Origin of the sequence: Celeribacter indicus, from assembly GCF_000819565.1 — a bacterium.
GTDB classification, from domain to species: Bacteria; Pseudomonadota; Alphaproteobacteria; order Rhodobacterales; family Rhodobacteraceae; genus Celeribacter; species Celeribacter indicus.
In genome coordinates this window covers 3,842,699-3,865,579 of the sequence record NZ_CP004393.1, presented here as the reverse complement: position 1 = coordinate 3,865,579, position 22,881 = coordinate 3,842,699, and the positions used below count along the sequence as shown (strand labels likewise).

The window sequence follows — 22,881 nt, the reverse complement described above, 5'->3', positions numbered from 1 at the left end:
CTCGGGCGCGGTTACTGGCCCACGCGGCCCGCCTCGACGCGGGTGCGCTTGGCGAAGTCGGCAAGTGTGTCCTCGACGTCGCGCTGACCCAGCGCCATCGCCTGCCACATGTCGTACTCAGTGGCGCGCATCCAGGTCACGACCGGCGGGCGCGGACGGCCGCGGGCGACATCCAGCTGCTCGATCGACACCCGGATGCCCGGCTCGTTCTCAAGCGTCTCGGCTGCCAGCGGCTGGTCTGCGGTGTTGCGGTTGATCGGCATATAGCCGGTGCCCGCGAACCAGATCGCGTTCGATTCCGCCGACGCGGCGAAGCTGATGAACTCGTAAGCCGCGTCCTGCACTTCGGCGTCCGCCGTCGACAGGATACCGATGCCGGCCCCCCCGATCGGTGCGGCGCAGACCTTGTTGCAGGGCAGCGGGCGCACGATCAGATCATCGCCCAGCGACGCCTTGGACTGGCGGTAATTGCCGGTCGAATTCAGCATGATTCCGACCTTGCCCGCGAAGAACGCGTCGCGGCCGGTCTTCTCGTCGGTCACGTTGTCGGCCGAGGCGACTCCGTGCTCATGCACCAAAGACGCCATCCATTCATAGGCCTCGACGGTGTTCGGCGCATCGATCAGGACCTCGCCCGACACGCTGTCGATCAGGTCACTGTCATTGTCCATGATCAGGCCCCAGCGCGCGAACTGGCCGGGCGCCGCGATGCCATAGATGCCCTCGTCGCCCAACGCACCCTGGATCTTCTGCGCGGCGGCGAGGATCTCGTCATAGGTGGTCAGCGGCGTGTCCTCAGGCAGGCCTGCGCGCTCGAAGATGTCCTTGTTGACATAGGTGACCGGGGTCGAGCTGTTGAAGGGCACGATATAGTTCTTGCCTTCGTAGACGCCGACCTCGCGGGCGAAGTCGAACAGTTCGTCCTTGAGTGGATCGGCTTCGAGGTAATCTGTCAGGTCCATCAGCACGCCGCGATCGGCGAACAGGCCGTAGCGGGTGACTTCCATGATGACGGCATCGGGGCCACGGCCAGCGGGGATGGCGGCTTGCAGGCGAGCGACGATGTCATTGTAGTTGCCGACATGCTCGGCTTCGATGGTGATGCCGGGGTTGGCTTCTTCGAAGTTGGCGATGATCTCGGCCAGCGCGTCACCGGACGAGCCGCCGAAGCTGTGCCAGAATTCGACGGTGACCTCTGCCGCTGCAAGAGAGGTCGAGCCAAGCAGGGCAGCAAGGCCCATCCCGGCGACACGGGTAAGTTTTCTGTCCAAGGGGACCACCTTTTTGCAATTTGGGTTGCACGTTGTTTCGGTGGTCGGGATAGTCGCGCTATGTGACGGAAAATCGAACGATACGTTAAGATTTGTTGACGGCCCACCGGTGTTGGGGGGGGCATCAGGTCTGGGCGACCGGTGCTCGGCTGGCTTTGGTCGAGGCGGAGAAGTCGGCGAAAGTTCGGTTTCTGCAATCAAGTTTGCAGCTCTCCATTGGCCGGTTCGCCCCGACTTTCTTCCGTCCCGCGGCATGATACCGGCAGGGGGGGCGTCGCAATCGCGCGACGAATTTCCGATGCAATCCGGACCCAGGCAAGTCGGAGTGGGCAGGTAACGGCAGCTTTGTCCGCGGAGCTGGCCTTGGCGTGCCAGATCTTGCTGCAGGATGCCACCGATGTCCGGTTTGGCGAAGCCGCGACGCAGCGCGGGCAGCCAGACGAATGACCGCAGTGGGCCGTCTGGTGTCTGATGATTGTCGTTCCGCAGTTTCGGTGCCTGCTATCCACCTTCCATGTCATCGCCACGTACGACGCCAACCAATCTGCGGAACTCAGCGTCATCAGATGCCTGCTTCCAGAAGTTGATGAAGCGGCAGACCAACTGCAGGTTCTCCTTGGCGTAGTGCCCATTGCTGTCGATGCGGTCCAGGGAGGGCAGCATGTTGTCGTCAGTCTGTGCGCCCCGGAACTGGAACGGTAGGCCGGTGATGGCGCAGCGGTCTTCCTGGATGGTTAGCAGGTCCCGGATCAACTTGCCCAACTCCGCGTCGGACATGCGCAGCTCCTTGTTCTTGACTGTCGTCGGGACCACCTGGCCGTTGGAGTTGAAGACCGTCTTGCCCACCGAATACCTAATGTCGGCAATCCATTTCTCCAGGGCACCGAGGTAGCGCGCGTCGGCCTTTTCACCTTTTGCCAGTTCGCCTTTGGCTTCTTTACGCAACAGGGTCGAGAACAGCCACAGCAAGGAATGGGCGTCGATTAGGCGGACGTGGTCCAGTCCTGCCTGATCCGCGATTGGCTTGCGGAGGGCATTCAAGAACCGGTTGAACTGGCTGTAGTTCTCCCAAGTGCAATTGCGCAGGGTGCGGAGTTCCAGGCCGATCTCGCCGAAGACACGGTCGAAGCCGGTGGGCTGGATCGGCATGAAGCGATCCATGTCCTTGAGGAAGAACAGGTAGGCCATCAGCGGGTATTTCGCACCGGTCGCCTTGCTCAATTCGTCGAACAACGCGCCTTCGTCCCGGTCGTGTCAATCGGCCCGAAGTGTTCTGCTTGGCGATGAGGTCGACGAAGTAGTTCCCGCTGTGCAGGTTTTCGATATCCCAGACCGTTACCACGAGAGGTGCCGGCGGCGGGCAGCTTCCGACGGAGACCGACGGCATGCTCGAGATGCTATTGAGGAACGCCGTGTGCCCCACGCTCCATTCCTCGGCCGTGTTGGCGGGGACCATGATCGGGGCCTGGCCCCGGTTCGTGATGACCCGGCAGGTGCCGTGCTTGTGAGCGTGACGGACGCGCCCGGCGCGACCATCGCACCCAGCACGGCGGCCTCTTGGCCGGGGGCCATCTGGGCGCTCGATAGGAGGATGAGAGCGGCCCCGATGCCATGGGCGCTCAAGGATTGCGGGGATTTCTGGGGCATAGGGGACCTCTCGGTGTTTCGGGCTCACCTGAGATTATAAGGCAGCCCCCTGAAAACGCGCAGATGCTCGCCGGTGTGCGCTGTCGGAATTATGTTGATAACCGGGGCTCAATTAGCCTGATGGGTTGGAGGTCTATTCGAAGCTGGGAGCAATATCCTGTAGCCGGTCACTCCTAAATCATACGGGCGGCTACTTTCTGGAAAAGATCAATGTCAATTTTTCGCAATTCTCTCAAGCGGGTGGAGCATCTTTCGAAAGATGTTTCCTGTTGCGCCATCCGGAAAAGCTAGCCTACCACTGTCTCGAGGGGCAGTTCCCGAATCTGCGGGAACCTGTGGGCATTATCTATTTCACAGAAGGCGCAACCATGAACCTTTCCGACTTCGCCAAGCAACTTCCCAAGAACTTCACCGAGCAAGAATTCGTCGACCTGATGAACCAGGTGATTGACCTGAAAACAATCGCCGACCTTCCTGCGGCAGAACGAAGTGCCTTATTCAATGGCGTCCAGTATCTCGTCGACTTCATCATGTTGGCCCAAGAAGCGAACGGGGAGCTTCTCACCCATCAGGGCCATCCTGTGGTGGATTATGGAGGCCCCTTCATCCCGCATTTCCTGGTGCGGCCGGAAGGTTTCGAGATGGACCGCACAGCGCTGGAGACCTTCGGGGTTGGAGAAGCCGACAAGTATTTCGGAAATAAGTAAGCCTTTAGCAGGCCGCTGAAAAAGTCTGCCTTGAGGAAGGGTTTCCCTTGAGCAGGAGCTTGATGCGGCCTGGTTTGCGAACCGGCAGTCCGAGTAGCCGCTTGCCGGCTCAGTTGGCGAGCAGTTTCGGCAGCCTCGCGAGGTTGCAGGCCGCCATCGCCAAGGTGAAGCGGGCCCGTACGCGCTCGATGCCGCGGTACAGGGTCTGCGCCATGCCACCGATGGTTTTGGCCCAGCCGAAAGGTTCCTCGATCTTCTTCCGGCGCCGCTGTGACTTGGCGTAGCCGGGGTGCCGGGTGGTTCTGCCGTCAATGGCGGAGTGTCGAGACTTCTGGGCGACATGCGGCGTGACCACCATTTGGCGCAGCTCGGCGACGAAGTCGGCGCTGTCGTAACCGCGGTCCGCTGCCAGGGTCAGGCGCCGGGTTGATCCCGGCGAGTGGCGGTGAAGCATGTCGATGGCAGCACGCCGCTCGGCGTGGCCGTCCGCCCGCGTCAGGTCGGCCTGCACGATCAGGCCGGAGCGGTTCTCCATCATGCTGTGCCCCATGAAGCACAACATGGCGCCGGCGCCGGGGGATTTCTTGAACAGCCGGGCCTCCGGATCGGTCATCGAAGCATGGGTCGCGTTCGACCGTCGTTCGCCACGGAAGTCGACTTCGGCGTTACGGTTGCGGCGTGTGGGGCGGGTCATCGGGTCGGGCTCGGCGGTGGACTGGTCAGAGGAAGATGTGGGCGGCGCGCTGCCATCTGGCGGATCGCCGAGACCCTCGTCCCCGCCCAACGTCGCTCTTTCCTTCGGCTGGAAACTCTTCATCGACGCCCAGGCCTTCACAAGGGTGCCGTCGACCGAGAAATGGTCGTCCGACAGCAGCGGTGCCACCTCGCGATGCGCCAGAATGGCGGCCATGATCTTGCGCGACATGTCCGTCGTCAGCAGCCGGTCGCGGTTCTTCGTGAACACGGTCGGGACCCAGACAACGTCATCGATCCCAAGGCCCACGAACCAGCGGAACAGCAAGTTGTAGTCCATCTGCTCCATGAACTGCCGCTCGGACCGGATCGAGTAGAGGATTTGCAGCAGGCTGGCCCGGATCAATCGTTCCGGCGCGATCGAGGGACGGCCCTCACCCGCGTAAAGCCGGTCGAACTCTGCATCCAGGGAGCGCAATGCGTCGTTGACGACGGCCCTGATCTTGCGAAGCGGGTGTCGCACTGGAATGCGCTCCTCGAGATCGACGTAGCTGAACAGCGAGCCCGTCACCTGATCTGATCCACGCATCCCACACTCCGTCGCCATCGTAGTGGTTACGGTGAATCATGTTCCGCGACAGGCGTCGCGGCAGGAGTTTTTCAGCGGCCTGTTAGAGCTTATCAATGAAAAACAACGCGTCACAGGCGCTCGTGGTGGTCTTGGCGACGCGGCTGATGTGAGGAGTCTCATGATCGTTCTAGCGCCTCCCACAGATCGATGGTCTTGTTGCAGCCGCGGCACTGGCCGCAGGCGACAGTCGAGCGGTGGCACGAGAAGCTCCATCCCAGGATATCCATCGGAACTTGGCTTCTCTTTACAAGTTCGAGGGTGGACATGTTGAGAGCAGGGGCGGTGACTGAGGTTTGGGGTAACTCGCACTTTATCAACATGTCCAAGCGTTCGACGAATTCCGGACTACCGTCGGCATGTACACGGTCTGAGACCACGGTGCCGATCAGGATGTCCTTCAGTCCCTCACCGGCGAATTTCATGGCTGCCAATGTCACCAAGAGCTGATTGCGGAATGGCCAAGCCTCCGAAACCCTGGAGTGGCTAGCAATTGGCCTTCCCGCCATGTCTCCGGCGCCCAAGGGCGAACAATCTACTGACAGGGTTTCATGGTTCAGGCCTAGTTCTCTGGCGATGAAGGTCGCGGCCCGGAGTTCGCCTTGTGCCGGCGCTTGTCCGTAATCGATCGTGAACAGAACGTCGGGGCGCAACATGTATGCAAGCGCAGTGGATTCAACTCCGCCGGAGAACAGTAGGACTCTCATTGCCGGGCAAGCCAAGTCGCATGGTAGATAGCTGTGGTGAAGTCATCGGTAATGAAGCAGTTGGGCGATCCGGTCAGCATAGTTAGGTCACTGGATTTTGGGTTTTGCGAAAATGCTATAACCGGAATGCCGCACCGCGCAGCATAGCCCACCTCGAAGAGTGTCCCGGCATCGCAGCCGTCCAAGATGGCAAATACGGCCGATGCCCGATCCAGCCCCTTGATGTCGGCGGGTACGACCTCTGAGGGCATGCCATATCCGACCTCGTGGTAGGGGGAGAAAATAGGCATTCCCAGCCGAGCGAAGGCGTCGCATGCTTCGTTTATGAGCCAGATTTCCGCCATGGTGAATATCGGCCCTGCGACATAAACGAGCCCTTCCTGCGTCTGGTGGAGTGCTCGCCGCTCCGGTCCTTCAGCATTTGCGGTCGGTGTCCGCGTCTCGGCGTACTGGGAAACGCAACGTGAGGCAGTGTCTGCTGCGTCGAGGGCGGAACGTCCCTCCAAGGCCCACTGGGTCGCAAATGCTGCGCTGAAGACGTCACCAGTGCCGATCTTGTAGACGCGCTCGGACCAATATGGCGGCACGGTTCCTTTGAGCTCTGAACCTTCGTAAATGCGGCACCCGTCCGCGCCCGCCTTCACCAGGACAGTACAGTCCGGTGACTCTAGGGAGATATTGCGGATCGCGTCGGCCTCATTTGGGGCTTCACCATAGTGCAGGACCTCGGAATTGTTGAGAACTATCGCGAGACGCTCTGCGCCGGAACCATTTGCGCGGAATTTCTCGGGGTTGTTGTGGGACTGTGGGTCAAATACGCACGAGTGTGCGCGAACGACGACATCGCCTTCCATCATGCCGAAGCGAAGGACGTTTGTCGCCTCGACCTGAAAAGTATGGGTTCTCGGGATGATGCCCGGGAAGAACACGGGCGGGGATAGCCCATGAAGATAAGCGAAATTGACCTGTTCAGCGCATGTATGAGGGCAATGTTCCAAGCCATTCCAAGACACTGTGAGCTCTGCAGCGTCGGTGAGGTTGTCTGGGCAATAGTAATGCCACTTGACCTGGTGTCCTGCACGAGCGATTGCCAGTGCAGCTCGCCCTCCCGAACCATAGAGATCGTCGACATCCGGAAATACGCAGCGCTCTCCATAAAAGCCTCCGGCCACGACAATTTCACTCATGCATTACGGACCTGAACAATGATGGCGGAGCCATGAGCGGAAATGACGTCTGCGCTGTATAGCACTCCGGCTTGGAGGCAGGCAATTAGTGTCATTAGTTGCCTCGCGCCGGCGATGGAGCCGGCTTGAGCTCCTGCTGCCGTGAATAGGCCAACTTGGGCGAGCGCGGGGCCAGTCAGTGCGACACTCAATACTTCACCTACCGTCAGGTGATTTGCGACGCCAGGTACGGGGCCGAAAAGTGTTGTTCTGAATGTAAGCTCGCACTGATTTTCGCCTCCCCCGGGGCCTCCGGTTGATGCGCCGGCGCTGCCGCCTCCTCCCAAGCCTTTTGACGGCCCTCCTGCCGGCCCTCCACTTCCACCCATGCTCGTTCCTCCACGTTTGTGAGGAAAGGCTAAGCTGCCGTTGCTCTATTGACCAGAGTTGAGCCAAAAATTCTCATGTCCGACCACATCACGGCATCAAGCACGGAGGGGCGCACACCGAGCGATTTGGCGAAAGCAAGGAATCGGTCCTCGAGAAGATAGTAGTCGTTTGGCAGTTGGGCGCCCTGGTCAAAAAGCCCAATGAAATGGCCAGCCCGGAGAACGTGAATATCGATGATGGCGACATTGTCGGCGCCCTTCCAGTTCCTCGCAATCCAGCTGGCTGTTTTCGGGCCGATGCCGGGTAGCTCGCAGAGAGCCGCCCGGAACTCCTTGTCAGGCAGTCTCGATAGCCTGTCGACGTCGAGCTGCGACATGGCCTCCGCTATGCGTTTGGCCTTCTGCTTCGGGAAACGGTACTTTTGAGCTCTACCCTCTACTTCGATCCTCTGATCAAGGAGATTAAAAACTTCAGCTTCATCAATGTGCCGCCCATCGAAGACGCCATGGCCTTTCAGGTGCCGGAAGAATGCATCGTTGGTTTCCATCTTGATGCCAAAGCCTCCGAGCAAGCAGAAGCCAACCTCCTCCCTCAGCGAGCTCGAGCGGCTGACATAGTCATGTCCCTCCTCCTCGCCGACGTCGCAGCGCCATTTCCAGTAGGCCGGCGAGAGAACGTGATCTTCGCGACCATACGGGATGCCGGGCAGGACTTCGGCCGCCTCCGAAGGCCGGAGCTTTGCAGTTTCGGCAGAGGCGTCTTCAATGGAGTAGGGTTTCAATTTGCTCATGCATCGAGTATGCATATGTTATGCACGAGATCAAGCTAGACCAGCCACACTTTGGACTTCGGATTAGGCAAGTGCGACGCCAGAGAAATCTTTCACAGGCGGCGTTGGCGAAGCTCTTGGGTACTTCTCAGGAGTCGGTATCTCGGGTAGAAAACGGGAAGATTCGCAGCGGAAAATCAGTTGATTTGCTCCAAGACTTTCTCGCGAGGCAGGTGCTTTGTGATGATGATGTGCAAAAGTTAGTGGCCGTGATCGGAGCCTCTGAGGAGCTTCGGCTCCTGATTGTGCGCGTTGTCGAGGAGCGGAGTCGAGATGCATAAAATGCATCACATCGGCGACCGACATATTATGTGTTTCGGCGATGATCTTCGGCTACAGGGCGTTATGTCTCCCGCTGGTGCGATGATCTGGGTCCATCGCAGCGCCTAGAGTGGGGTCGACGCCTTTGCGGACCGCAGAATTGAATGCCTCTTCGAAGCCATCGGGCGCGGCATGGGTGTTGTTCTCGGCCTACGATCTCAATCCGGTGCCGACCGACATCAAGGCGCGGGTGCTGACCGCCAATATCGATCTCGACGAGGGCACCTGTTCGCTCGATCTGCTGGAAGAGGCTTCAGAATACTTCGCCCTGACGCTCGCGCAGGCGCGCGCAATCATCGAGGAGGTGGCCACAGTCACCGCCACCTGGCGAGAGGCCGCGAGGTCGGTCGGTGGGCGTTCGGCTGAGATCAATCGCATGGCCAGCGCCTTCGAATATGAAGATCTGCAGCGCGCGCTGGCGCTATGACGCGACCATGCCTCCGCGGATTTGACACGGCATCGGTCAGGGTGCAGCCTCTTGAGGGCGCGTGCCATTTGCTTGCGCCCAAGATGACCTCCAGAAAGGGAAGCCGATGATTGGTCCGTTGATCTGCATAGCTGGCATGGTGATCAGCGTCGTCGGGTCAGTCCATTGCTGGCTGGTCTACCGGGAGACTGCGCGGAGTGCCCGCGTCGACCCTGAGAGGGTCCGGCACTTTGTGGAGAGCGCACCGCTGCACCGTCTTGAGGAGCTGAAGGCGAAGCGCCCGGTGTGTCAGTGCTGTGGTGCGCCGCTCCGGCTGCAAGAAGAGTGACTGTCGGTTCTGATTTTATCCGAAGAATTATCGGAAAAACTTTTTCCCATAACTTGACGCATGAACTGTTGGGTGGCATAACGCTCCCAACGACACTTCACGAGGACAGCTCTCATGGCGACGAAAGGGGAAATGGTGCGGGCGCTTGCCCAGCGGTTCGACCTGAACCCCAACAAGGTCGACGCGATGGCGCGCGAAATGGGTCGTGCGGGTCTCCTCACACCCGGAGGGCGGGGGCGGGCCGCAACTGATATGCAGGGGGCCGACGTCATTCATCTCACGCTCCCTCTGGCCCTCGGGCTGGAAACCAAGGATGCGCCCGAGGCCGTGCGAGAACTCTCGCAGCTTCAGCTTGTGCGTGGGAACCTGTTCCTTGACGGCCATATCCAGTGGGAAGCCAACTGCGATGGGGAAGGCGGGAGCAAGCTGCTCGATGCCCTGAACCGGCTGCCTGTCGCTGGCCTGGAACTGCACCGCACCTTTGGCGCATTCTGTGGCCACTGGCTCGAGGAGGGGTTCTCTGGCGCAGACGAAGGGTTCAGCTCTGCCCCGGTCTCTGTTGAGGTCAGTTCAAACGGGCCGCATGCCGTGTTCTCGCACCGATCCGACAAGGGCAGTCTGAAGCTCTGGTTTGGGGATGCTGCCAGGGAGCTGAGAACACCGGAGTGGGAGCGGCGGACGATCCTGTCCGACAAGCTCTTCCGGCGGCTGTCGCAGCTCGCCCGCAGCGGTGCGTCCTGACCGAATCCCGGCGCCTTCCTGGCCCGGAAAGCCGAATGATTTGCCGAATTCGATTCGCGAAATCGGAGTGATTTCATGATGTGCGCCGCCGAATTGGCGTGCGTTCTCAACTATCCACAGAGTTATCCCGATGAAAATGGCCATTCAAAAATTTTCTGAAGCTCACAGCGCCCGCGTTTCGGGCGGTGCTGAAGAACTTCCGGTCATCTTTTCGCAAAATCTGCTGGATGATCTGAAAATCGGAGGCGAGCGTCTTTCCGATCTTGAGGCCGGAATTTGCGAAAATTCGGCCCCCGAAACCCCGCTCTCCCGGCGGTCTGGACAGGTGGGTCCGGTGTCTCTTATGGGCAATTCCCGAATATGCGGCTGATCTCCTGACGCGGTTCTGATCTCTCAGTTCCAGTCAGGTTACAGGCGCTCATCGGAAGAAACTGTCCAAAGAGGCTCAAACACCCAAAACCAGATATAGGCGCTTGGCGCCGAATGAACCGTGCGAAAGCCCGATCCCTGTGTTGCACCTGCCGATTAGCATGATGCTGTCGTCAGGACAAGGACGGCTCTCCGCGCATTTCCAAGATCGTCATAGCCCGAGAATGTCTATTTCTCGGGGCGGGAGAAATCATGTCTGACCTTTCCATCGGCGGCGGCGTCCGCCTGCCCGAACCCAGCCGCGGCGACCGTGCCACCCAGGTCGGTTCGACCCAACACTTCACCGGCGGTATCGTCCTGGGCTCCGGCTCTGGCTTTCGCACCGGGCTTGAGAGCCATCTCGAGGGGCAAGGGACGCTGTTGCTGGCAGCGCGGCCCGAAGTGCAGGACCTCGTTGAACAAGTCCTTTTCGAGTGGTTCGATGAAGATGGCGAAATCCACAAGCACTACATCGACCTTGTCGCCACCGAGCGCGACGGCACCGTCATCGGCTATGCCGTGCGTCCCATGGGGCAGGTGAAGGACGCCTATCTGGCGCAGCTGGCCCGCGTCAAGGAACAGGCCATCGCTCAGGGGGTTGTGGACGATTTCCGTCTCTTCACCGAACGGGATGTCTGCCCGGTCGAGCTCTTCAACGCGAAGCTTTTCCATTCGGTGCGGCGGCCGGACTGCTTCGGCGATCCCGTGGCGCGGGATGTCGTCGGCCGGATGACCGGCGTCGTCACGATCGAAAGCCTGGTCGAGCAGACCGGCCTTGATGGGATGGGCTTCCGTGCGCTCGTTCGGCTGATCCGGTCCGGGCACCTCCAGATGGTGAGTTATGAGCGTATCGAGCACTCCAGCTTGGTGTTCAAGGTGAAGGAGGTCTGCGCATGACCGTCTCTCATTCCCAAAACGCTGGTCTGGTTGCTCAGCACCGCAAGGGCTCCAAACAGGTCCCTTCCGCACCTGTCGGTCCTGTCGAGCACGACACCAGGGCTGCTTGGTGGGGTACGCCTGTTGTTCCGGCCTGGATGATCCTCGACGGAGGCACGGCTTTCCGGTGTCAGAAGGGCCTGCAGGTCGCCTCTGATCTGGCCGTAACCTCGGGCGACTGAGCCCAGGACGGCAGACGACGCCGTCCGCACCGCAATCCGCACTCACTCGACCCATCCCTCTTCCAGGCGGTGCCGTTCGGCGACCTGAACCGCTCCGGGTTTGCCGGAGGCTCCAACTCTTGAGTAGGATGGAGCATCATGAGCAAGACAACGAACAAATATTCCCCTGAAGTGCGCGAGCGAGCGGTTCGTATGGTTTTGGACAACGCCGGTCAGCATGAGAGCCGCTGGCAAGCGATCGTATCGATCTCGGCGAAGATAGGCTGTTCGACGAACACGCTGAATGACTGGGTCAAAAAGGCAGAGATTGATCGTGGCGACCGTGCTGGGGTCAGTACCGAGATGGCCGAGAAGATGAAGGCGCTGGAGCGCGAGAACCGCGAACTCAAGCAGGCGAATGAGATCCTGCGGAAGGCGTCGGCGTATTTTGCGATGGCGGAGCTCGACCGCCGACCGAAGTCATGATCGCCTTTATCGACGATTATCGTGGAGAGCTCGGGGTCGAGCCGATCTGCAAGCACCTGCCGATTGCCCCGTCCACATACTACGATCATCTGGCCAAACGGGCCGACCCTGATCTGCGCTCGGATCGGTTCAAGCGCGACGACGAGCTTCGCCCCGAGATCGAGCGCGTGTTCGATGAGAATTACAAGGTCTATGGCGTGCGCAAAGTCTGGCGCCAGATGCGGCGGGAAGGATTTGATGTGGCCCGATGCACGATAGCCCGGTTGATGAAGGATTTGGGCCTGCAGGGCGTCATCCGGGGCAAGCCGCATAAAACGACGATCCCTGACAAGAAGCAGCCGTGCCCGATGGACAAGGTAAACCGGCAATTCCGGGTGCCGGCACCGAACATGCTCTGGGTCAGCGATTTCACCTATGTCGCCACCTGGCAAGGGTTCGTTTATGTGGCATTCGTGATCGACACGTTCGCGCGCCGGATCGTTGGGTGGCGCGTCAGCCGCACGGCTCACACAGGCTTCGTTCTCGACGCTTTGGAACAGGCTGTTCATCAGCGGCAGCCTGGTGTGGGACTGATCCATCACTCAGACCGCGGATCGCAATACCTGGCGATAAAATACACCGAACGCTTGGCCGAGGCAGGAATCGAACCCTCGGTCGGCAGCGTCGGTGACAGCTATGACAACGCTTTGGCCGAGACAATCAATGGTCTCTTCAAGGCGGAGGTCATCCACCGCCGTGGCCCGTGGCGCAGTCTGGACGCCGTGGAATACGCCACTCTGGAATGGGTCGACTGGTTCAACAATCGCCGCCTCCTCGAGCCCATCGGGAACATCCCACCAGCGGAAGCAGAGGCAAACTTCTACGCAGCTCTGGTAACTAAGACCATAGCCGCATAACTTAAACCAAACAGCCTCCGGCAAACCCGGAGCGGTTCAGACCGGCAAGATAAAGCTGTTGTGCCGTCGGGCGTCGTGTCGGGTGCCCGTCCTGTGCTCTCTGTTCAATCCCATCACGGAAAATCTGTTCATAAGACCTGCCTCTTGCCCCTTGGCTCCGCCGTCCGGCTTCACGGTTATGACGAGAAATCTCCCGGGCGAGGACAGCTTTGGCACTTTCGACAGGGACCGGCACCACTTTGGGAGAAGGGCTTGCTCCGGGCGCATGACCTGCATGCGCATTACAAAACTCCGGCCCATCGTCCACAGTTCGGGAAAGCGTTGCAAATGTTCTTTCTGCAATCTTTGCCTGTCCGTTCTTTGGTAAGGCGAATTTCAAATGAATGCCCATGATCTGACAAATCCCCATGGGTTGAAGACCTTTGGGTTTGCCGTTTCTAAACCGATGCTTTGCCCCACCAGCGACCAAATGACCCGCGAAAGCGGAGCCGTTATCCGTGTAGAGCCGGTCAAAGATACCGTACTGTTCACACGTCCGTTTGATCAGTCTCACTGTGCTGGTCGCGTTTTCTGAGGGTGTGAGTTCCCAATCCAGAACCATATTGGAGGCGACATCGACTAAGGCCAGCATGACGGGGCGTGCGGCTGTTCCATCCCCCCAATCCACCCAGAAATCCAGTGTGCGCCCGTCCAGAGAAACCCATTCGAGTGGCAGAATAGAGGTTTTATCCCTATGCGCCGGAATGCTGAGCCGTTTGGCAGTGTCGTGACGCCCAAGTCTGGCATGGAGGCGTTCGGCTTCGGCCAATCCATTCCAGCGACGGTAAAAGGTGGAATATGACGGTACGGTCCAGCTCATGGCCGGTCCAGCATCCCGAACGCGCCGCCATGCTTCGCGAAGAGGCCAATCCGGTGCGGCGTCGCGGATCAACGTCATAAAGAACCGCCAAGCGTCCTCGCTCATTTCTGTTTGTTTGGCCGTGGCCTTATAATCATCCAGAAGAGCCGGGGCATAGTTGATCGGATCGACCCCTTGAACATCCCTTTGAAGCCGCCTTAAAGAGGCAACGACGTTCCTTTTGAACCAAAGTGCTCTCGGACGAGAGCAAACCGCTCACCTTCTTTTATGCCGCGTTTGCGTAAGCTGACAAGCATTCGGGCAATGGACGCCTTATATTCCGCGCGCCGCCTGCGAGATGGAGACGTCTCTGCAAAAACACGGTGTGCAGTGTCGTCATAGGCTCCGGCGGGTAAAAGGTCGCTGTCAACACCAATGCGGTTAAAGGCATTCCTCTCGGTTTCAGGTAAAGAATAGATATCGGCCAAGAAACGTTGACCATCCGATACGAGATCAATGGCATTGCGCCGTAGCCATGAAATGGCCCCGGGCTTACTGTTAGGGATACGCCCTACTCCTTGCAGATCAGATATCGGAACTTTAGGCATTAAATTCCACGTTCTTGCGTGTTAAAAGGCGGCGCAGCACACTCAACTATGCAATACCGTAACTAATTACGGATATCATTGCAATAGAAAGGTTATCCGCACTATGTCAGACAATCAAACTTCATTCGACGCGCTGGATATATCCGAGCGGCTTCGTACACTCATGAATACGCATAAGCTCACGGTCTCAGAGCTTTCTCAAAAAGCCGGTGTATCCAAGAGTGCCATGGAGAAATACTTGGCTGGCCCCAGCTCTCCTAGAGCTACCGCAATCGCTTCGCTTTGCGCATCATTGAGAGTTAGCGCTGACTGGTTGTTGTTTGGTGTCGATGATGATTTATGGAGGGTACAGAATAGCTCTTTGGCCGTGCTTCTTGCTTTACTCGAAGACTTGAAACGCGAGGGCCTGCTTTCAAAAAGATTCCAAAACCTTGAGCTCGGAAGCCAACAGTGGCGTGAATTCACGCGGGAACTAGCTTTTGAGCGAGCGGCGGAACTGCGAAACATGGTCGCCAAAAGCCGCGAGTCAGATGCCAATTCAGAAACGCAGCGTGTATTTAATGTAGTTTATTCTGATCTTCAAAATGGTAAGATAATTCCCTGAGAGTTGAGTGTTAACCGTTAAGAATATCCTTTACGGTATCAGCATATCCCCCATTGAAATCATTAGATAATTTACTGAAATTATTCGTGTCATTCCGGGGTTAAAGGCCTTCTCCTGCTAAAACCTATCAAACCCCGTGAAAACGAAAACATGCAACGTATTGATATTAAACCAATATTTTTCAAGCCACAGATCAAACCGCCTGAACGCCGTCAGCTGTGCCGGTCCCCCCCCCCCCCCCGCGTCGTAGAGGTTCGCGAGCGCCTGCAGGCTCGGGAACAGCCGTTGTGCATATAGGGCGCGCTGCGCGAGACATGGCGCAGGCTGGGATAGGCGGCTCTCCGTGCTTCTGCTTGATACAGATCATCCCGGATGGCGGCGGGCCCCGGTAATCTGCACAGGGAGCAGGTCGCGCTGAACAAACCGGACGACCCCCTCTGAAATCGGAAAAACAACAATGATCGTGGAGGCCATTTGGGCATTTTTTCTACGCACGCAGATGTTCCGCATATGAATGGGACACGCCGCAAGCACAGGGATGACAGCCATTCCATACATGTGATCCGGGGAGAGACGGTCGTGTCTCATGAGCTGCCCGGCTCCCTCAGACGCGAGGAACTCCGGCGTGGTTCCGAAATCGCCTGGTCGGAGCATGTCGAGATCTCCCAAGGCTGTCTGGGCCGGATCCTCGCGAGGCTCCACCGCATAGATCTGCGCGGCGCGGGTCGGGAGAACCGTCGAAGCCGAACGTCGAAAGCACCAGGCTCCGCCTAAACATTTTCGTTAGGATGGCTGTCCCAATGGACGGCTTTTGGGTCGGGCTATCGGTCTGATGCTCATGGTTGATCAAGCGTAAGCTTTCGAAGGTGTTGATCGAAAACGTCCTAATCGACCGGCTTCCCGCCAGACGCATCGGCACCCCTGCGGTCTTGGGCGTGATGTGTGGTTGCCTGATGTCCGACGGTGCCAGATTATATCATCGCTGCAGTCGTCAACGTCGAGGGCGGTTTGTCGTTTGGTTACATGACCCACGAGAGCAGCTCGAGCTGGTTCTTGGCCAGTCTGCAGGAGCAGATGCCACACGTAAAGTATACGGACGAGACCAGTGTCCTGAATCGGATGCAGAGGATCTTCTCGCTGAACGAGCAGGCCCAGGTTCGCACCGCCGCGCTCGCTGACATCGGGTACCAGCGGCCTGCCACGTCGCGCGACCGGGCGTGAGCGACTTTGAAATTTACGCGCGGATTATGAAGCGCAGGGCAGAACGCTCAACCATGTCTATCCGGCCAATCGCGGACCGCACAACCCGAACCACGATCACAGTGTCGGTAGCTTCGGGCCCCCCGATTCAACGTGACATCGCACAACAACACCGAGCGCGCTCAGCCTGGCATGATCTTCGTGCTGCACGCGCAATGGCTTGATCCGCTAAGCGACGGGGCAAACATCGGCGATTGCTATCTGGTTACGGGAAAATGGCTATGAAACCCTGAGCAGCCATTCGTCGCGGGAAGTCTTCAGGATTCCGGCCTGAGCCGATCACGTTCGCCTCGCCGGCGCAAGGCGCTACGGCCGGATGTCTCCCGGTCATCGTTTTGCATGAACAGGCTACCTGAGGTGCCCAGCCCCGTGCGCGGGGAAGTTGCCGTCTGAGCATTGCGACAGATGCGTGAGCCAAAGCCTCCTGATCTTTCAGAGCCGCACCCGATTGAGCAGCGACGCGTTCCCGGTAGCAGCGAGGCCTGTAAGCAGGGATTTGCGCGAGAAATCGACGTGCTTGTACATTGCCAGCTTGGCGCTTTCGGGATCCCGGTTCACGATGTGCATGAGGATCTCGTGGTGGTCGACGTAATCCGGCGCATAGGCGGCCGGTGCGTTCCACTCCAGAAAGAAGAACCGGTCATAGTCGCGGATGGCTTGGACTGCCGTGCGGTGAAGCCGGTGATTGCGTGCGGTGCGCGCGATGGTTTCATGAAAGACGTTGTTGAGATGGGCGTGGCGGCTGACAGCTTCCCGGTCGGAGCCGTCGATGGCGTCATAATGTGCCGCGGTCATGTCGGCATATGTCCGGAGCTCCTCAATGTCTCCGGGTTCGATCCGTATCGCGGCCAGTTCGGCGCAGGCGCCTTCGATGATCCGGCGATGTTCGAAAACATCCTGGATGTCGGCGACGTGGAGAGGCGTGACCTCGTAGCCCCGGCGCGGGATGGCGGACACCATGCGCTCGACCTGGAGGCGGAGCAGCGCCTCGCGGATGGGCGTCTTGCTCATCTTCAGCCGCTCTGACAGTTCCGCTTCGGTGAAGAACATGCCGGGTTCCAGGACGCAGATGACGATATCTTTCCGAATCAGGGCATAGGCCCTGTCCGTGAGGGACAGTTTTCGCTCGTCGGTCGGCGTCGCTTCCGGATCCACCGGAAAGAAAGCCGTCGGTTTTACGCTGCCTAAACTCACGTCATCCACCTTCCCGTTGGACCAAATTTCAAGCGGATCGCGCGGCGCCCATCCGTGGAACTCTTAACGTATTTAACTCGTCCCTCACGTTATACTATGTAATATATTACGTAAAGTATGAGAGGGGCTGCGATGACGAACTACCTTTTGCGACGGCTGTTTCTGGCGCTGCTCGTCCTGGTGGCGTCCCTGATGGTCTTGTTCTTGCTGATCTATGCGGTTCCGGGAGATCCTGCGACCATTGCCCTCGGACCGCGGGCGACCGAAGCGCAGAAGATCGCCTTCCGCGAGCGCATGGGATTGGATGATCCCCTCGTCATTCAGGCCATCCGGTTCGTCCTGTCGCTGATGAAGGGTGATATGGGCACCGATCTGTTCACCCAGCGTCCGGTGCTGGACCTCGTGACGGGGGCGCTGCCGAATACGGTCATGCTGGCCGTCGCCGGGCTGGGCTGGGCGGTGGTAATCGGCGTCCCCCTGGGGGTCCTGTCGGCGCTGAAATCGAACAGCTGGTTCGATCACATTGTGGGTATTCTGTCGACATCGGTTGTGGCGCTTCCGGCGTTCCTCATGGCGATTTACGGCCTCATGCTCTTTGCCGTCACGCTTCAGTGGCTGCCGGCGATCGGAGCGGGGGAGCCGGGGGATCTCGGCGACCGGATCTCCCACCTGATCCTGCCGGCCATTTCGGTCGGGATCGCCTGGATCGGCTACATTGCCCGGCTCGTGCGAGTATCCATGCTGGACGTCCTCTCCGAAAACCATGTGAAGACCTACCGTGCCTTTGGCGTGGCCGATCACCGCATCGCGCTGCGATATGTGCTGCCGATCGCGGTGGTGCCTGTGCTGTCGGTCATCGGGGTGGGCATGGGAAATTTGCTGTCCGGTGCCGTGCTGGTGGAAGTCGTCTTCTCCCGGCCGGGGCTCGGCTCTCTGGCCTATGACGCGGTCATCAGCCGCAATTTCCCGGTCCTTTTCGGAGCCGTCGTCGTGACTACCGCGCTTTATGTGGCGGCAAATTTCCTCACGGATGCTGCCGTCGCGATCCTGGATCCGCGCGTCGCGGAGAAAGGATGACCCGTCATGAGTGATCTCAGCGTCGGCGCCGAGACCGTCTCCTCCCGCAGGGTCGATGGAAGTCCCCTGGGAGCCACCTTCCGCCGGCTGCTGGCCAACCGGGTGGGAGCGTTCGCGCTTCTGTTCATTGCCGCACTCGTGTTGGCCGCCATCTTTGCACCGCTGATCGCGCCCTTTGATCCGATCGCGATTAATCCGCGGGAACGGATGCAGGCGCCGGGCTGGCAGCACCTCCTCGGAACGGATCAACTGGGCCGTGACGTGCTCAGCCGGATCATCTACGGTACGCGCACTGCGCTGCGCGTCGCATTGTCCGGGACCGGCGCGGCTCTCGTCGTGGGCATGGGGCTGGGGATGATCTCCGGCCTTGCCCCCAGATGGCTCGACAGTTGCCTCGTCCTGGTCGGCGATTCCCTGAAGGCGCTGCCGCTGGTGCTTTTCGCCTTGGCGCTGGTGTCGATCTACGGGCCCTCCATGACCATCCTGATCGTCGTGATCACGATCTCCATGGCGCCCGGTTATTTCCGGGTCGTGCGCAATCAGGTACTGGTGTTGCGGAATGCCGATTACATCATCGCGGCACAGGCCATGGGATCCTCCCGCCTGCGCCTCGGCCTGACGCATCTGTTGCCCAACATCATCGGGCCGATCCTAGTCCTGATCGCGATGGATATCCCCGCCGTCATCGGGATCGAATCTGGACTGAGCTTTCTGGGCCAAGGGGTTCAACCGCCACAGGCGAGCTGGGGAACAATGCTGTCGGAAGGCTATGCCTATCTGCGGCAGGCTCCGCATATCGCCCTCGCCGCAGGGGTCCCTATCATTCTGACGACCGTCGCATTCACCTTTTTCGGTGAGGCGCTCCGCGACGTCCTCGATCCCAGGACGAACGGAGGGCGCAAATGACGCCAATCCTCGAAATGGACCGCGTATCCATCCGCTATTCCGGCGATCCCGCCGGCGCGCCGGCCGTGCGAAATGTCTCTCTGGTCGTGAAGCCGGGGGAGACGCTGGGACTTGTCGGGGAAAGTGGCTCCGGAAAATCGACCCTCGCAGCGGCGATGATGGGGCTCCTTCCGGTTAACGGGAGGGTCGAGGGGAGGATCCTGTTCAGGGGCGACGACCTGAGCGCGCGCAGTTCGGAGGCGCGACGCCGGCTGCTCGGGTCCCGGATCGCAATGATCGCCCAGGATCCGTTCACATCCCTCAACCCGGTGGTGCGCATCGGGCGCCAGTTGATCGAATTTCAGCATTGGCGCAGCGAACTCGACCGGAAGGCCCGCTGGGATCGCGCCGTGCAGATGCTGCGCAGGGTGGGGCTGTCCGATCCGGACCTGCGGATGAAGCAGTTTCCGCATCAGCTCTCTGGCGGAATCCGGCAGCGGATCGCGATCGCGGCGGCGCTGCTCGTCGGCCCCGACCTGCTGATTGCAGACGAGCCGACGACCGCGCTCGACGCGACAACGGAGGACCAGATCATAGAGCTGATCCGCGCCTCCCGCGAGGCGATGGAGGGGGCGGTCGTCTTTATCACGCATGACATGGGCGTGGTCCGGCGCCTGTGCGACAAGGTTGCCGTGCTCTATGCCGGAGAGATGGTGGAAGCCGGATCCGTCGTGGAAGTCATGGACACCCCACAGCATCCCTACACCAAGGCGCTGCTGGCCTGCGATCCGGCGGAGATCAGCGAGGTGACACGCAACCTGCCGACGATCCCCGGCAACGTGCCGCCGCCGGACGGCCGGCCCGAAGGATGCGTCTTCGCGCCGCGATGCGTCGAGGTCCTGGACGAATGCCGCACGGTTATGCCCGAGCCCAGGCGGCTCGGAGAGGGACGCTGCGCGGCCTGTCTGCGGGTGGGAGCGGCATGATGACCCAGACGCCGATCCCCCTGCTGGAGATCAACGATCTCGAGGTCCGCTATCCGGCGGGTTCTTTCCTTAGCCGGCTGGCCGGGGGCCCGCGTGAGGTCACCATTCTGCCGGGTACAAGCCTCTCCGTGCGTCCGGGCGAAACCGTCGGCCTGATCGGCGAAAGCGGCAGCGGGAAAACCACGCTGGGGCGGGCGGCGGTGGGCCTTGCTCCCGTGTCCGGCGGCACGATCCGGATCGGTGCGGATACCATGTCGACCGAGCGCGGGCGGAGCTGGATCCGCATGCGCCGGGACGTGGGGCTGATGTTCCAGGACCCGGTGGCGGCGCTTGATCCGCGCATGCGGATCGGCACGTCGGTGACCGAGCCCTTGGTGATCCACCGGATGCTCGAGGGGAAAAGCCGCAGGGAGAAAGCCGTCGAACTTCTGCGCCAGGTGGGGCTGGGCGCCGAATTCGCCGACCGCTACCCGCATCAGGTCTCCGGCGGTCAGGCGCGCCGCGCCACGGTCGCCCGCGCGCTGGCGCTGAATCCCGAATTGGTGATCGCGGACGAACCAACGGCGGGGCTCGACCTGTCGGTGCAGGGCGAACTCCTGAATCTTCTGAACGAGTTGCAGACACGCCTCGGCATCAGCTTTCTGATGATCACGCACAACCTTGCGGTCGCGCGCCATGTCACCGACCGGATCGCCATCATGTATCTGGGACGGATCGTGGAGACCGGACGATCGCAGGACATTTTTGCACATCCCGCCCATCCCTACACCCGTGCCCTGTTGAGGGCACGCAGCGCTACCCGCGAGACCGCAGCGCCGCTCACGGGCGAGAACCCCAGCCTCGCGGCACGGCCGGACGGATGCGAGTTCCACACACGATGCCCGCTGGCCACGGATCACTGCCGCGTCGCCGCCCCGCAGGGCCGCTCGATCGGGACGGGGCATTACGTGACCTGCCATCGCGCCGAGGAGGTGCTTGCCGGGGTCGGCGTCGCCGACCCGGCGGCCGGAAAATTTCTGAGAAAATCTACCGACATGGAGACGACGACGTGACCAAGTTCAATCTGAACCGACGGCAGGTGGTGCAGGCGCTCGGAGCGGGCGGTCTCGCCCTGAGTGCCGGAAACTTCATCGGGGCCGGTGCCGCAATCGCACAGGATGGCACGACCCTGCGCATCCGCAACGACGGCGACATCCGACGCCTCGATCCTGCGACCCGCGGCGGCTGGTATGACGAGACTGTGATGTTCGCGATCTTCTCGGGGCTCGTGCGGTACAGCCCCGGCGACGAATGGGCGTGGGAGCTCGATGCCGCCGAAAGCATCGACGACAGCGATCCCCTGCATATCGGCTTCACCCTGCGTCCGGGCATCATGTTCACCGGGGACCATGGCGAAATGACCGCCGAGGACGTTAAGTTTTCCTATGAGCGTTTCCTCGACCCGGAGGTGAACGCAGTCTATGGCTCCGACTGGGCCGCGCTCGATCATGTCGAGGTGACGGACCGCTATTCGGGCATCATCCACCTGACGCGTCCTTTCGCGCCGCTTTTTACCTCGACCCTGCCACATGCCTCCGGGCTGATCATTTCGAAGGCCGCGATGGAGGCGTCGGGGGAGCCCAACATCGCTACCGATCCGCTGGCCTGCTCGGGACCCTACCAGATCGATGAATGGCGACCGCGCGAACTGATCCGCCTGACGCGCAATCCCGGCTGGAGCGGGCCGGAACCGCATTACGAGACGATCGAACTGCTTCCCATCGACGATCTGACCTCCGCGGAGACCGCGTTCGACGCAGGGGATCTCGACACTACGCAGATTGCCGTCAACTCGATCGCGACGCGCGCTTCGGAAGGCGACAATATCGTCGTGAAACCGGCGCTGGCCTACACATGGCTGGGCATGAATGTCGAAAACGAAAAGCTGCGGGACCTGCGCGTGCGCCGCGCGGTCCAGCAGGCGATCGACCCTCAGGAAGTGGTCCTGGCGACGTTTGGGGATGCGGTGACACCCGCCTATGGCGTGGTGCCGCCGCCGCTGCTCGGGGCACGCAAAACAAACACCTATGGCCATGACCCCGAGGCTTCACGGGCGCTGCTGGCCGAGGCGGGGGCAGAAGGATTGTCACTGACGCTGTTCTTCGGCGGCGATCCGGATCTGATGATTGCCGCGCAGGTCATCCAGGCGCAGCTTGCGAAGGTGGGCATCATCCTGCAGATCCGTGCGATGGACAGCTCCACGCTCACCGCGCAGCAGCAGGATAACGAAGGCGGAAGCCATCGTGAGATCGAACTCTTCTTCACCACCTTCACGACCGCGCCGGATCCGAGCTGGGTCACGGAATGGTTCACCTGCGCACAGGTCGGGGTCTGGAACTTCCAGCGGACCTGTTCGGAGGACTGGGATGCGAAGAATGCGCGGGCCGCGGAGGAGACGGATCCCGAGTCGCGGGCACAGATCTACGTGGAACTCCAGGACGAGCTGGAGGAAACTGGCGCCTACGTCTTTCTCTACCATGGCGTCAATGCCTGGATCTTCGCCCCCGACGTGGCTCCGGCCTATTCGGCGGATGCCCAATGGGCGCTACTGCGCGATTTTGGTGCGGCGTGAGCAGCATACTTGCCGGCGGCACGGTCTCGTCGCCAGCATCAGCCCCCGAGAAACCGAGCAATCCGGGCTTTTGCCG

General features: G+C 60.3%; 24 protein-coding genes and 1 other annotated feature. Of the genes, 15 read left to right on the top strand and 9 right to left on the bottom strand.

Features of this window, described 5'->3' with window-relative positions:
• Window positions 1–11: 11 nt before the first annotated feature.
• Both P73_RS19030 and P73_RS26335 read right to left on the bottom strand, forming a co-directional pair.
• On the bottom strand, window positions 12–1,271 hold the full coding sequence (locus P73_RS19030; RefSeq protein WP_217621344.1) for an ABC transporter substrate-binding protein: 1,260 nt from the start codon (window positions 1,269–1,271) through the stop codon (window positions 12–14).
• 501 nt (window positions 1,272–1,772) lie between these two features.
• Complete coding sequence (locus P73_RS26335; RefSeq protein ID WP_202966915.1) at window positions 1,773–2,504, bottom strand: hypothetical protein; 732 nt, start codon at window positions 2,502–2,504, stop codon at window positions 1,773–1,775.
• Window positions 2,505–3,286: 782 nt separating this feature from the next.
• Between P73_RS26335 and P73_RS19020 the strand changes: the two genes are divergently transcribed.
• Window positions 3,287–3,625 (top strand): hypothetical protein, encoded by a 339-nt coding sequence (locus P73_RS19020; protein WP_043871960.1) that lies wholly within the window; start codon window positions 3,287–3,289, stop codon window positions 3,623–3,625.
• 109 nt (window positions 3,626–3,734) lie between these two features.
• Here P73_RS19020 and P73_RS19015 read toward each other — a convergent pair whose 3' ends face one another.
• From P73_RS19015 to P73_RS19000, 4 genes are all read right to left on the bottom strand, one after another.
• The gene (locus P73_RS19015; protein ID WP_043870802.1) at window positions 3,735–4,907 is read right to left on the bottom strand and encodes an IS5 family transposase; all 1,173 of its coding nucleotides are present in this window, start codon (window positions 4,905–4,907) and stop codon (window positions 3,735–3,737) included.
• Window positions 4,908–5,065: 158 nt separating this feature from the next.
• Window positions 5,066–5,602, bottom strand: a complete 537-nt coding sequence (locus P73_RS19010) for a 7-cyano-7-deazaguanine synthase (protein WP_245629199.1) — start codon at window positions 5,600–5,602, stop codon at window positions 5,066–5,068.
• Between the two features lie 47 nt (window positions 5,603–5,649).
• A complete protein-coding gene (locus P73_RS19005; RefSeq protein ID WP_043870800.1) occupies window positions 5,650–6,840 on the bottom strand; it encodes a PfkB family carbohydrate kinase in 1,191 nt (396 codons plus the stop codon).
• A gap of 397 nt (window positions 6,841–7,237) precedes the next feature.
• Window positions 7,238–7,999 carry an 8-oxoguanine DNA glycosylase gene (locus tag P73_RS19000; RefSeq protein WP_139267218.1) on the bottom strand — a complete coding sequence of 254 codons (762 nt, stop codon included), beginning with the start codon at window positions 7,997–7,999 and terminating at the stop codon, window positions 7,238–7,240.
• A 20-nt stretch (window positions 8,000–8,019) separates the two neighbouring features.
• Between P73_RS19000 and P73_RS26790 the strand changes: the two genes are divergently transcribed.
• From P73_RS26790 to P73_RS18960, 7 genes are all read left to right on the top strand, one after another.
• Complete coding sequence (locus P73_RS26790; RefSeq protein ID WP_043870799.1) at window positions 8,020–8,319, top strand: helix-turn-helix transcriptional regulator; 300 nt, start codon at window positions 8,020–8,022, stop codon at window positions 8,317–8,319.
• Window positions 8,320–8,459: 140 nt separating this feature from the next.
• Complete coding sequence (locus P73_RS18990; RefSeq protein WP_043870798.1) at window positions 8,460–8,786, top strand: hypothetical protein; 327 nt, start codon at window positions 8,460–8,462, stop codon at window positions 8,784–8,786.
• 442 nt (window positions 8,787–9,228) lie between these two features.
• On the top strand, window positions 9,229–9,855 hold the full coding sequence (locus P73_RS18980) for a hypothetical protein (protein WP_043870796.1): 627 nt from the start codon (window positions 9,229–9,231) through the stop codon (window positions 9,853–9,855).
• A gap of 130 nt (window positions 9,856–9,985) precedes the next feature.
• Window positions 9,986–10,225 carry a hypothetical protein gene (locus P73_RS25760; protein WP_139267219.1) on the top strand — a complete coding sequence of 80 codons (240 nt, stop codon included), beginning with the start codon at window positions 9,986–9,988 and terminating at the stop codon, window positions 10,223–10,225.
• A gap of 251 nt (window positions 10,226–10,476) precedes the next feature.
• On the top strand, window positions 10,477–11,160 hold the full coding sequence (locus tag P73_RS18975) for a PDDEXK family nuclease (protein ID WP_043870795.1): 684 nt from the start codon (window positions 10,477–10,479) through the stop codon (window positions 11,158–11,160).
• Complete coding sequence (locus P73_RS18970) at window positions 11,157–11,381, top strand: hypothetical protein (RefSeq protein WP_043870794.1); 225 nt, start codon at window positions 11,157–11,159, stop codon at window positions 11,379–11,381. Before P73_RS18975 ends, P73_RS18970 begins: the two co-directional genes overlap by 4 nt.
• Window positions 11,382–11,519: 138 nt before the next feature.
• Window positions 11,520–12,742, top strand: a protein-coding gene (locus P73_RS18960; protein ID WP_420836116.1) for an IS3 family transposase whose coding sequence is annotated in 2 segments (ribosomal slippage) — window positions 11,520–11,808 and window positions 11,808–12,742 — 1,224 coding nt in all. Because the reading frame shifts where the segments join, the coding sequence is not laid out codon by codon here.
• Window positions 11,801–11,917 (top strand) — a sequence feature (AL1L pseudoknot). (Overlaps the previous gene by 117 nt.)
• A 1-nt stretch (window position 12,743) precedes the next feature.
• Here the strand turns inward: P73_RS18960 and P73_RS26285 are convergent.
• Window positions 12,744–13,742 carry a transposase domain-containing protein gene (locus tag P73_RS26285; RefSeq protein WP_245629290.1) on the bottom strand — a complete coding sequence of 333 codons (999 nt, stop codon included), beginning with the start codon at window positions 13,740–13,742 and terminating at the stop codon, window positions 12,744–12,746.
• A gap of 56 nt (window positions 13,743–13,798) precedes the next feature.
• Window positions 13,799–14,068, bottom strand: coding sequence for a hypothetical protein (locus tag P73_RS26030; RefSeq protein WP_139267183.1), 270 nt, complete (start codon window positions 14,066–14,068; stop codon window positions 13,799–13,801).
• Window positions 14,069–14,291: 223 nt separating this feature from the next.
• On the opposite strand from P73_RS26030, the gene P73_RS25165 reads away from it, so the two are divergent.
• Window positions 14,292–14,792 (top strand): helix-turn-helix domain-containing protein, encoded by a 501-nt coding sequence (locus P73_RS25165; protein ID WP_074743350.1) that lies wholly within the window; start codon window positions 14,292–14,294, stop codon window positions 14,790–14,792.
• 963 nt (window positions 14,793–15,755) lie between these two features.
• Window positions 15,756–16,013, top strand: coding sequence for a hypothetical protein (locus tag P73_RS18945; RefSeq protein ID WP_043870791.1), 258 nt, complete (start codon window positions 15,756–15,758; stop codon window positions 16,011–16,013).
• A 471-nt stretch (window positions 16,014–16,484) separates the two neighbouring features.
• On the opposite strand, the gene P73_RS18940 is transcribed toward P73_RS18945, so the two are convergent.
• On the bottom strand, window positions 16,485–17,255 hold the full coding sequence (locus P73_RS18940; RefSeq protein WP_245629198.1) for a GntR family transcriptional regulator: 771 nt from the start codon (window positions 17,253–17,255) through the stop codon (window positions 16,485–16,487).
• Between the two features lie 123 nt (window positions 17,256–17,378).
• Here P73_RS18940 and P73_RS18935 point away from each other — a divergent pair, with 123 nt between their 5' ends.
• Genes P73_RS18935 through P73_RS18915 form a run of 5 tightly spaced genes read left to right on the top strand, consistent with a single transcriptional unit; the run spans window position 17,379 to window position 22,805 of the window.
• Window positions 17,379–18,323 carry an ABC transporter permease gene (locus P73_RS18935; RefSeq protein WP_043870790.1) on the top strand — a complete coding sequence of 315 codons (945 nt, stop codon included), beginning with the start codon at window positions 17,379–17,381 and terminating at the stop codon, window positions 18,321–18,323.
• Window positions 18,324–18,329: 6 nt separating this feature from the next.
• A complete protein-coding gene (locus tag P73_RS18930) occupies window positions 18,330–19,229 on the top strand; it encodes an ABC transporter permease (protein ID WP_043870789.1) in 900 nt (299 codons plus the stop codon).
• Window positions 19,226–20,194 (top strand): ABC transporter ATP-binding protein, encoded by a 969-nt coding sequence (locus P73_RS18925; RefSeq protein WP_043870788.1) that lies wholly within the window; start codon window positions 19,226–19,228, stop codon window positions 20,192–20,194. The genes P73_RS18930 and P73_RS18925 overlap by 4 nt, the downstream gene beginning before the upstream one ends.
• On the top strand, window positions 20,191–21,246 hold the full coding sequence (locus tag P73_RS18920) for an ABC transporter ATP-binding protein (protein ID WP_074743352.1): 1,056 nt from the start codon (window positions 20,191–20,193) through the stop codon (window positions 21,244–21,246). The genes P73_RS18925 and P73_RS18920 overlap by 4 nt, the downstream gene beginning before the upstream one ends.
• Window positions 21,243–22,805: an ABC transporter substrate-binding protein gene (locus tag P73_RS18915; RefSeq protein ID WP_043870787.1), complete on the top strand. Its 1,563-nt coding sequence runs from the start codon at window positions 21,243–21,245 to the stop codon at window positions 22,803–22,805. The genes P73_RS18920 and P73_RS18915 overlap by 4 nt, the downstream gene beginning before the upstream one ends.
• Window positions 22,806–22,881 lie beyond the last annotated feature (76 nt).

Excerpts from the sequence above, each read along its gene's own strand:
- P73_RS25760 (WP_139267219.1), top strand. The coding sequence starts at position 9,986 with ATGAAAATGGCCATTCAAAAATTTTCTGAAGCTCACAGCGCCCGCGTT.
- P73_RS18920 (WP_074743352.1), top strand. The coding sequence starts at position 20,191 with ATGATGACCCAGACGCCGATCCCCCTGCTGGAGATCAACGATCTCGAG.
- P73_RS19000 (WP_139267218.1), bottom strand. The coding sequence starts at position 7,999 with ATGAGCAAATTGAAACCCTACTCCATTGAAGACGCCTCTGCCGAAACT.
- P73_RS18970 (WP_043870794.1), top strand. The coding sequence starts at position 11,157 with ATGACCGTCTCTCATTCCCAAAACGCTGGTCTGGTTGCTCAGCACCGC.
- P73_RS25165 (WP_074743350.1), top strand. The coding sequence starts at position 14,292 with ATGTCAGACAATCAAACTTCATTCGACGCGCTGGATATATCCGAGCGG.
- P73_RS18975 (WP_043870795.1), top strand. The coding sequence starts at position 10,477 with ATGTCTGACCTTTCCATCGGCGGCGGCGTCCGCCTGCCCGAACCCAGC.
- P73_RS18930 (WP_043870789.1), top strand. The coding sequence starts at position 18,330 with ATGAGTGATCTCAGCGTCGGCGCCGAGACCGTCTCCTCCCGCAGGGTC.
- P73_RS19015 (WP_043870802.1), bottom strand. The coding sequence starts at position 4,907 with ATGCGTGGATCAGATCAGGTGACGGGCTCGCTGTTCAGCTACGTCGAT.
- P73_RS19020 (WP_043871960.1), top strand. The coding sequence starts at position 3,287 with ATGAACCTTTCCGACTTCGCCAAGCAACTTCCCAAGAACTTCACCGAG.
- P73_RS18935 (WP_043870790.1), top strand. The coding sequence starts at position 17,379 with ATGACGAACTACCTTTTGCGACGGCTGTTTCTGGCGCTGCTCGTCCTG.
- P73_RS19010 (WP_245629199.1), bottom strand. The coding sequence starts at position 5,602 with ATGTTGCGCCCCGACGTTCTGTTCACGATCGATTACGGACAAGCGCCG.
- P73_RS18980 (WP_043870796.1), top strand. The coding sequence starts at position 9,229 with ATGGCGACGAAAGGGGAAATGGTGCGGGCGCTTGCCCAGCGGTTCGAC.
- P73_RS19005 (WP_043870800.1), bottom strand. The coding sequence starts at position 6,840 with ATGAGTGAAATTGTCGTGGCCGGAGGCTTTTATGGAGAGCGCTGCGTA.
- P73_RS18925 (WP_043870788.1), top strand. The coding sequence starts at position 19,226 with ATGACGCCAATCCTCGAAATGGACCGCGTATCCATCCGCTATTCCGGC.
- P73_RS26790 (WP_043870799.1), top strand. The coding sequence starts at position 8,020 with ATGCACGAGATCAAGCTAGACCAGCCACACTTTGGACTTCGGATTAGG.